Origin of the sequence: Burkholderia sp. Bp9140 (assembly GCF_003853425.1) — a bacterium.
Classification (GTDB): domain Bacteria; phylum Pseudomonadota; class Gammaproteobacteria; order Burkholderiales; family Burkholderiaceae; genus Burkholderia.
On sequence record NZ_QTPQ01000031.1, the window covers coordinates 97,099 to 104,565 of the forward strand.

Genomic DNA, 7,467 nt, shown 5'->3' on the forward strand with positions numbered 1-7,467 from the left:
CAGACTCCTAAAGCCATCTTGTCGGCGTTTGCACCCGCCTGCTTCCAGGCCTGGCCCCGATAGAGGATGGATTCACATCAGGCACCGCGCACGCATGCACGGCACCGCCATTTCCCGCCCGCGACGCCGCCTCAGGAGGCGTTCTTCGCTTCGCGTGCGAGGTTCGCAAGCCACGCCTCGTCGGCACGGCTCAGCAACTTCTCGCGGCGCGCCCGGACGATCAGGTCCGGCCGCTTCCGCAACGTATTCTTCAATGCTTCCTGGCGCCGCCACCGCTCGATCTCGGCATGATGCCCGCCGAGCAGCACGTCCGGCACGCGCATCCCCTCGTATTCCTCGGGGCGCGTGTAATGCGGACAATCGAGCAGCCCGTCGGCGAAGCTGTCCTGCACGGCCGACTGCGCATCGTTCAGCACGCCGGGCAGCAGGCGCACGACGGCATCCATCATCGCCATCGCCGGCAGTTCGCCGCCGGACAGAACGAAATCGCCGAGGCTGATTTCCTCGTCGACGCAACGGTCGAGCAGACGCTGATCGATCGCCTCGTAGCGGCCGCACAGCACGATGACACCCGGCTCCTGCGCCATCCGCACCGCACGTTCGTGCGTGAACGGCGCACCTTGCGGCGACATCATCACCACACGCGTGCTCGCGACGCCCTGCTCCGCCTGCGCTGCCTTCGCAGCGCCGATCGCGGCCTCGAGCGGCCTGGCCAGCATCACCATGCCCGGACCGCCGCCGTACGGACGATCGTCGACCGTGCGGTAGTTGTCCGTCGTGAAATCACGCGGGTTCCAGGTGCGCAGCCCGAAGCGCTCCTGCTTCACGGCCCGGCTGGTGATTCCCCAGTCGGTCAGCGCGCGGAACATTTCGGGAAAGAGCGTGACGACGTCGAACTGCACCGCGCTCTCCGTAACCTGGTTCATTAGTAATCGGCGTCCCAGTCGACGACGATGCGACGTGCCGCCTGATCCACCGTCTTGACGTATACGCCGACGAACGGAATCAGCCGCTCGTCGGTGGTCGGCTGACCATCCTTGCCGACTGCCGGATACTCGACGCGCATGATCGAATGCACGCCGTTGTCGATCATCCCGCTCACTGTCCCGAGCGCCACCGATTGCTCGTTGACGACCTCGAGGCCGATCAGGTCGACCCAATAGAATTCGTCCGCGGCCAATGCCGGAAAATCTTCCCGGCGCACGAACACGCGAAAGCCGCGCAAAGCCAGTGCGGCATCGCGGTCGCTGACACCCGCGGCATGCGCGACGACAGTGTCGCCGTGCGTCTTCGACTGCAGGATGCGGGCGGACAACCGCTCCCCACCCCGTTCCAGCCACCAGCAGCGCGCGTTAAGCAGCGCGTCGCCGCCGCGACCGGCGTCGGCATGCGTCGCCACCTTGATCCAGCCCTTCAGGCCGTAGGCGTCGACCACTGCCCCGACCTCGACGGCATCGTCGGGCCAGGCTTGCGCCGCTTCGAGACTGCCCTGCTCGGCAGCCCTACCGGCGCTCGCGACAACGTCGCGCTCGACCGGCTTGCGGACGAATGCGCCAAACGACGCTCGCCCGCGCTTTGCGTTACCGGAATCGTGACCGGACATCAATGCTCCTTGCAGCCGGCACGACCGGCACACCGCGCCATGTTAGGCAGCCGGTTGCGCCTTTTGCGCTTCCTTCACGAGACGCTGGACGGTCGGCGACAGTTGCGCGCCAACACCTTGCCAGTACGTCAGGCGGTCCTGAGCGATACGCAGCGATTCGCCCTTCGTAGCGACCGGGTTGTAGAAGCCGACGCGCTCGATGAAGCGGCCGTCACGACGGTTACGCGAATCGGTAGCAACGATGTTGTAGAACGGGCGCTTCTTCGAGCCGCCGCGAGCCAGACGGATGATAACCATATGAAATCCTTCGGGAAAACCGGGTTCGAAACTACTGAAACGTGCGATTATAGCCGGAAACCAAAGCCACAACAAACACTTACGCGCAAAAATTCCGCAAACGCCCTGTCCGCCGGGCATACAATCGTCGTGTCCACGACGCTCCCCCGCCGCCATGCCGCCATTTCGCGTCACTCCGGCGCGCCGCGTACAGCGCCGCCTCGCGGGCTTGCTGGCCGGCCTCGGTACCTGCCTCGCAGCCACCGCGGCTTGCGCCGCACCACCGGTGGGCGAACTCGTCGTGCCGCCCGGCTTCCATGTCGACATGCTGACCGACGCCGTTCCGACCGCGCGCGAAATGGCGTGGTCGCCGCGCGGGATTCTGTATGTCGGCTCGCGAGAAGGCCGCGTGCATGCATTTGCGCTGCAAGAGGGCCGGATCACCGCCCGCTACGTGATCGCATCGGGGCTCGACATGCCCGTCGGGGTCGCGTATCGCGACGGCGCGCTCTATATCTCCGCGGTATCGCGCATCCTGCGCCTCGACCACATCGACGACCGGCTCGCCAGGCCGCCCGCGCCGGTAGTCGTGACGGACGCGCTGCCGACCGATCACCAGCACGGCTGGAAATTCATCGCGTTCGGGCCCGACGGCAAGCTCTACGTGCCGACCGGCGCGCCGTGCAACGTGTGCCTCGCCGATCGCGGCCGCTACGCGATCATCGCACGGATGAACGCCGACGGCAGCGGCCGCGAAGTATTTGCCCGCGGCGTGCGCAATACCGTCGGCTTCGCATGGCACCCCGATTCGGGCGAGCTATGGTTCACCGACAACGGGCGCGACCTGATGGGCGACGACGTGCCCGACGACAAGCTGAACCGCGCGCCGCGCGCGGGACTCGACTTCGGTTTTCCGTACTGCCACGGCGGCGACACACCCGACCCCGAATTCGGGAGCGCCGACGTGTGCCGCCGCTATGTGCCGCCCGTGCTGAAACTCGGCGCGCACGTCGCCGCACTCGGCATGCGCTTCTATACGGGGCTGATGTTCCCGGCGTCGTATCGCAACAACGTCTTCATTGCCGAGCACGGTTCGTGGAACCGCAGCACGAAGGTCGGCTACCGCGTGATGCGCGCGGTCGTGTCGGCCGACGGCAGCCACGCGCGCCAGACACCGTTCATTACCGGCTGGCTGCGCGCGGACGGCACCGCGTGGGGACGCCCGGCCGACGTGCTGCCGCTGCCGGACGGCTCGCTGCTCGTCAGCGACGACTACGCGGGCGCCATCTACCGCGTCACCTATGCGGCACCTTGACGCAGGCGAGGGGTGACCGGGCCCGACCGGGCATCGTAGAATGCGTGCCGGGCCGAGCGCCCCGCGCCGGCCTGCCGGCCGCCCATGCCAACGACAATCCGCCGCCACCCATGTCCAGCAGCACCGCACCGTCCCGCCGCTTCCGCTCCAAGACGCTCACCGCCGCCCTCGCGTTCCTGTTCGGTTCACTCGGCGCGCACCGCTTCTACCTGTACGGCTTGCGCGACATGTACGGCTGGGCGCACCTGCTCGCGACGATTGTCGGGATTCCGGGTTTCATGCTGCTCGCCGCGACCCAGCGCAGCGCCGGCCTCGGCTGGTGGCTCGCCGTGCCGGGTGCGATCTCGCTGCTGGCCGCGTTCCTCGCCGCGCTCGTCTACGGCCTGCGCCCCGACGAAAAATGGGACGCGCAATTCAATGCCGATACGGGCAAGCACAGCCGGTCGGGCTGGACGGTGATCTTCATCGTGATCTTCTCGCTGCTGATCGGCGCGTTCCTGCTGATGACCGCGCTCGCGCTGTCGTTCCAGACGTATTTCGAATCGCAAGTCGAGGCGGCGAAGCAGATTTCGCAGTAAACGCCGACACGCGTCGGTCAGAACAGGCTCAACTGCATGTCGTCACGCGACTTCGCGCCGCTTGCGCCCGCCACCGTACGCCGAGTTGCCGCCCCGGCCGCCGGCGCACAGCGAAACTGCGACAGATCCAGAATGCCGTTCGCGCGCTCGTTCAACCCGAGCCGCTTCACGGCCTGACGGAAACGCTGACGCAACAGGTCGGCCCAGATCCCCTCCCCCTTCATCCGTTTCGAGAAATCCGAGTCGTAGTCCTTCCCGCCGCGCATGTCGCGCACGCGGTTCATCACGCGCTCCGCACGATCGGGGAAATGCGCGGAGAGCCAGTGCTTGAACAGCGGCGCGACCTCCCACGGCAGCCGCAGGATGATGTAGCTCGCATGCGTCGCACCGGCTTCCGCACAGGCTTCCAGCACGCGCTCCATGTCCGGCTCGGTGACGAACGGGATCATCGGTGCGATGCTGACGCCCACCGGCACGCCCGCGTCGCGCAATGCGCGGATCGTGCGCAGCCGGCGCGCCGGCGTCGCCGCACGCGGCTCGAGCGTGCGCGCGAGATCGGCGTCGAGCGTCGTGATCGTGACCGCGGCCATCACCTGCCCGCGTTCGGCCATCGGGGCCAGCAGGTCCAGATCGCGCTCGATCAGCGACGATTTCGTGATCGCGGCGAACGGCAGCCCGCGATCGTGCATCACCTGGATCACGCTGCGCGTGATGCGCAGATCGCGCTCGACCGGCTGGTATGCGTCGGTATTGACACCGAGCGCGATCGGCTCCGGCACGTAACGCTTGCGCGAAATCTCGCGCTCGAGCAGTTCGGCCGCGTTGACCTTCGCATAGATGCGGCTCTCGAAATCGAGCCCCGGCGACAGGCCCAGATAACTATGGGTCGGCCGTGCAAAGCAGTAGATGCAGCCATGCTCGCAGCCGCGATACGGATTGAGCGACACGCTGAACGGAATGTCCGGCGACTGGTTGTGCGTCAGGATGCTCTTTGCGCGCTCCTCAAACACCTGTGTGCGCAGCGAAGCGGGCAGATCGGCGTCGTCCGATTCATGCGTCCAGCCGTCGTCGACCGCTTCGCGCAGCGCCGTTTCGTACCGCCCCTGGAGGTTGTCGACCGCACCGCGCCCCTTGCGGGGCGCCGGCGGCGCTATCGGAAATTCGTTGTCGGACCGACCGTCCATGCGCTCACCCATTCGCCTGCACCCAATACTGTATATTTATACAGTATTGGGTGCAGCATGCCAAGGGCGGGATAGAAGGACCGACAGCGGGTCGCAGCCGCGGTCATTCGCCGACCGAAATCGTCAGCGTCTCCTTGATTTCCTCCATCACGACATAGCTCTTCGACTGCACCGCGCCGGGCAGCTGCAGCAGGATGTCGCCGAGCAGCTTGCGATAGTCGGCCATTTCACCGATCCGCGCCTTGATCAGGTAGTCGAAGTCGCCGGACACGAGATGGCATTCGAGCACCTCGTCGATCTTCATCACTTCGCGACGGAACTGCTCGAACATGTTGCCGCCCTTGTGGCCGAGCGTGATCTCGACGAACACCAGCAACGCGGCGCCGAGCTGGCCCGGATCGACGCGTGCGTGATAGCCGGTGATGACGCCGTCGCGCTCCATGCGCCGCACGCGCTCGATGCATGGCGTCACGGTCAGTCCGACCTGTTCCGCGAGGTCCTTCATCGCCATCCGGCCGTCGTCCTGGAGCAGTTTGAGGATGCGCCGGTCGAGCTTGTCGAGCGAGCGTACTGGCTGGCGTTGCGTTCTCATTTGTTTATGCTGAAAACCTGAAAAATACGATAACAAAACCTACACATTCGACAATACCATAGCGCAAAAAACTAGATCAGATAGAGGTTACACGGAGACGCAGGTGCGCCCGGCCTCGACCTGAATCCTTCCATCTGGAGCAGCTATGCGAGTCGTCATTCTGGGCAGCGGTGTGGTGGGCGTGGCAAGCGCGTATTACCTCGCGCGCGCCGGTCATGAAGTCACGGTGATCGACCGCGAGGCCGGCCCGGCACTCGATACGAGCTTCGCGAACGCGGGCCAGATCTCGCCCGGCTATGCCGCGCCGTGGGCCGCGCCCGGCGTGCCGCTGAAGGCCGTCAAGTGGATGTTCGAAAAGCACGCGCCGCTTGCGATCCGCCTCGACGGCACGCGTTTCCAGCTCCAGTGGATGTGGCAGATGCTGCGCAACTGCACGGCCGAGCGCTATGCGGTCAACAAGGGCCGCATGGTCCGCCTCGCCGAATACAGCCGCGATTGCCTGCAGGCGCTGCGCGCCGACACGGGCATCCAGTACGAAGGCCGCACGGGCGGCACGCTGCAGCTGTTCCGCACGCAACAGCAACTCGACGGCGCGGCGAAGGACATCGCGGTGCTGCAGGAAGCGAACGTGCCGTTCGAACTGCTGTCGCCGGCCGAACTGAAGCATGCCGAACCGGCGCTCGCCGCCGTGTCGCACAAGCTGACGGGCGGCCTGCGCCTGCCGGGCGACGAAACGGGCGACTGCCAGCTGTTTACGACGCGCCTCGCGGCGCTCGCGGAATCGCTCGGCGTGAAGTTCCGCTACAACACGCCGATCGACGCGCTCGCGATCGCGGGCGGCAAGATCGCCGGCGTGCAGTGCGGCAGCGAGATGGTGCGCGCGGATGCGTACGTCGTCGCGCTCGGGTCGTACTCGACCCGCTTCGTCTCGAACCTGATGAAGATCCCCGTCTACCCGCTGAAGGGCTATTCGATCACCGCGCCGATCGTCAACGAGGCGGCTGCCCCCGTCTCGACGGTGCTCGACGAAACCTACAAGATCGCGATCACGCGTTTCGACCAGCGCATCCGCGTCGGCGGCATGGCCGAGATCGTCGGCTTCGACAAGAACCTGCGCACAGCGCGCCGCGAGACGCTCGAAATGTGCGTGAACGACCTGTTCCCGGGCGGCGGCGACACGTCGAAGGCAACGTTCTGGACGGGCCTGCGCCCGATGACGCCGGACGGCACGCCGATCGTCGGCCGCACGCCGGTCTCGAACCTGTTCCTCAACACCGGCCACGGCACGCTCGGCTGGACGATGTCGTGCGGGTCGGGCCAGTTGCTCGCCGACCTGATCTCGGGCAAGAAGCCGGCGATCCAGGCCGACGACCTGTCGGTGCATCGCTACCTGAAGGATGTGGCCGGCCAGCCGCGCCCGGCATACGCATAAGCCGGAACGGCCCGCTGCGGCAAGGGTCGGAGCGGCATCAACGAAAGGGCGCCCTGCTGAACTGCACCCCAAAAGTTGGATGCGAATCCAACCCTTGGGGTGTTTTTCATGCGAGGCGCCTTTTTCGTTGCAGGGAACGCGTCGCCGGACCGGAACGGGTCCGCCATCACGGCGAGCTCGCTCTCGTTGCCCTTCGCGCCGACGATCGACGCTTCGGCCTGCCTGCCTGACCGCATCAGGACACGTTCGTCGCAGCATTGCGTGATCGCGATCTTCGTTCGCATCGAAGAATGCCCTCGCCCACTCCGGCCGTGGCGCAAAAAAAGGGGCGCTCATCGCGCCCCTTGTCTTGCTGCGTAACTTACCGCCGAAGCGGCATGCCGCGTCAGCCGAGCTCGTTCACGAGTTCCGGCACGAGCGCGAACAGATCGCCGACGAGGCCGTAATCGGCCACGCTGAAGATCGGCGCTTCCGGATCCTTGTTGAT

At 66.1% G+C, this 7,467-nt stretch carries 8 protein-coding genes and 1 pseudogene; 3 read left to right on the forward strand and 6 right to left on the reverse strand.

The features are described from left to right. Nucleotides 1-131 precede the first annotated feature (131 nt). From trmD to rpsP, 3 genes are read right to left on the reverse strand one after another with little or no spacing between them, the layout of a single operon-like run. On the reverse strand, nucleotides 132-926 hold the full coding sequence (trmD, locus tag DIE21_RS24905) for a tRNA (guanosine(37)-N1)-methyltransferase TrmD (protein ID WP_124500197.1): 795 nt from the start codon (nucleotides 924-926) through the stop codon (nucleotides 132-134). Then, nucleotides 926-1,603, reverse strand: a complete 678-nt coding sequence (gene rimM / locus DIE21_RS24910; RefSeq protein WP_124500198.1) for a ribosome maturation factor RimM — start codon at nucleotides 1,601-1,603, stop codon at nucleotides 926-928. The genes trmD and rimM overlap by 1 nt, the downstream gene beginning before the upstream one ends. A gap of 42 nt (nucleotides 1,604-1,645) precedes the next feature. Beyond that, complete coding sequence (gene rpsP, locus DIE21_RS24915) at nucleotides 1,646-1,900, reverse strand: 30S ribosomal protein S16 (RefSeq protein WP_006476550.1); 255 nt, start codon at nucleotides 1,898-1,900, stop codon at nucleotides 1,646-1,648. A gap of 154 nt (nucleotides 1,901-2,054) precedes the next feature. Here rpsP and DIE21_RS24920 point away from each other — a divergent pair, with 154 nt between their 5' ends. Both DIE21_RS24920 and DIE21_RS24925 read left to right on the forward strand, forming a co-directional pair. Further along, entirely contained in the window at nucleotides 2,055-3,194 is a 1,140-nt protein-coding gene (locus DIE21_RS24920) for a sorbosone dehydrogenase family protein (RefSeq protein ID WP_124500199.1), read from the forward strand. A 110-nt stretch (nucleotides 3,195-3,304) separates the two neighbouring features. Then, nucleotides 3,305-3,772: an NINE protein gene (locus DIE21_RS24925; protein ID WP_124500200.1), complete on the forward strand. Its 468-nt coding sequence runs from the start codon at nucleotides 3,305-3,307 to the stop codon at nucleotides 3,770-3,772. A gap of 17 nt (nucleotides 3,773-3,789) precedes the next feature. Here DIE21_RS24925 and DIE21_RS24930 read toward each other — a convergent pair whose 3' ends face one another. Both DIE21_RS24930 and DIE21_RS24935 read right to left on the reverse strand, forming a co-directional pair. Continuing rightward, nucleotides 3,790-4,968 (reverse strand): PA0069 family radical SAM protein, encoded by a 1,179-nt coding sequence (locus DIE21_RS24930; RefSeq protein ID WP_124500201.1) that lies wholly within the window; start codon nucleotides 4,966-4,968, stop codon nucleotides 3,790-3,792. Between the two features lie 91 nt (nucleotides 4,969-5,059). Beyond that, on the reverse strand, nucleotides 5,060-5,548 hold the full coding sequence (locus tag DIE21_RS24935; RefSeq protein WP_006762687.1) for an Lrp/AsnC ligand binding domain-containing protein: 489 nt from the start codon (nucleotides 5,546-5,548) through the stop codon (nucleotides 5,060-5,062). 145 nt (nucleotides 5,549-5,693) lie between these two features. Between DIE21_RS24935 and DIE21_RS24940 the strand changes: the two genes are divergently transcribed. Further along, nucleotides 5,694-6,980 (forward strand): D-amino acid dehydrogenase, encoded by a 1,287-nt coding sequence (locus tag DIE21_RS24940; protein ID WP_124500202.1) that lies wholly within the window; start codon nucleotides 5,694-5,696, stop codon nucleotides 6,978-6,980. Nucleotides 6,981-7,365: 385 nt separating this feature from the next. On the opposite strand, the pseudogene DIE21_RS24945 reads toward DIE21_RS24940, so the two are convergent. Continuing rightward, nucleotides 7,366-7,467 (reverse strand): annotated as a pseudogene (locus DIE21_RS24945) (electron transfer flavoprotein subunit alpha/FixB family protein); the annotation flags it as partial.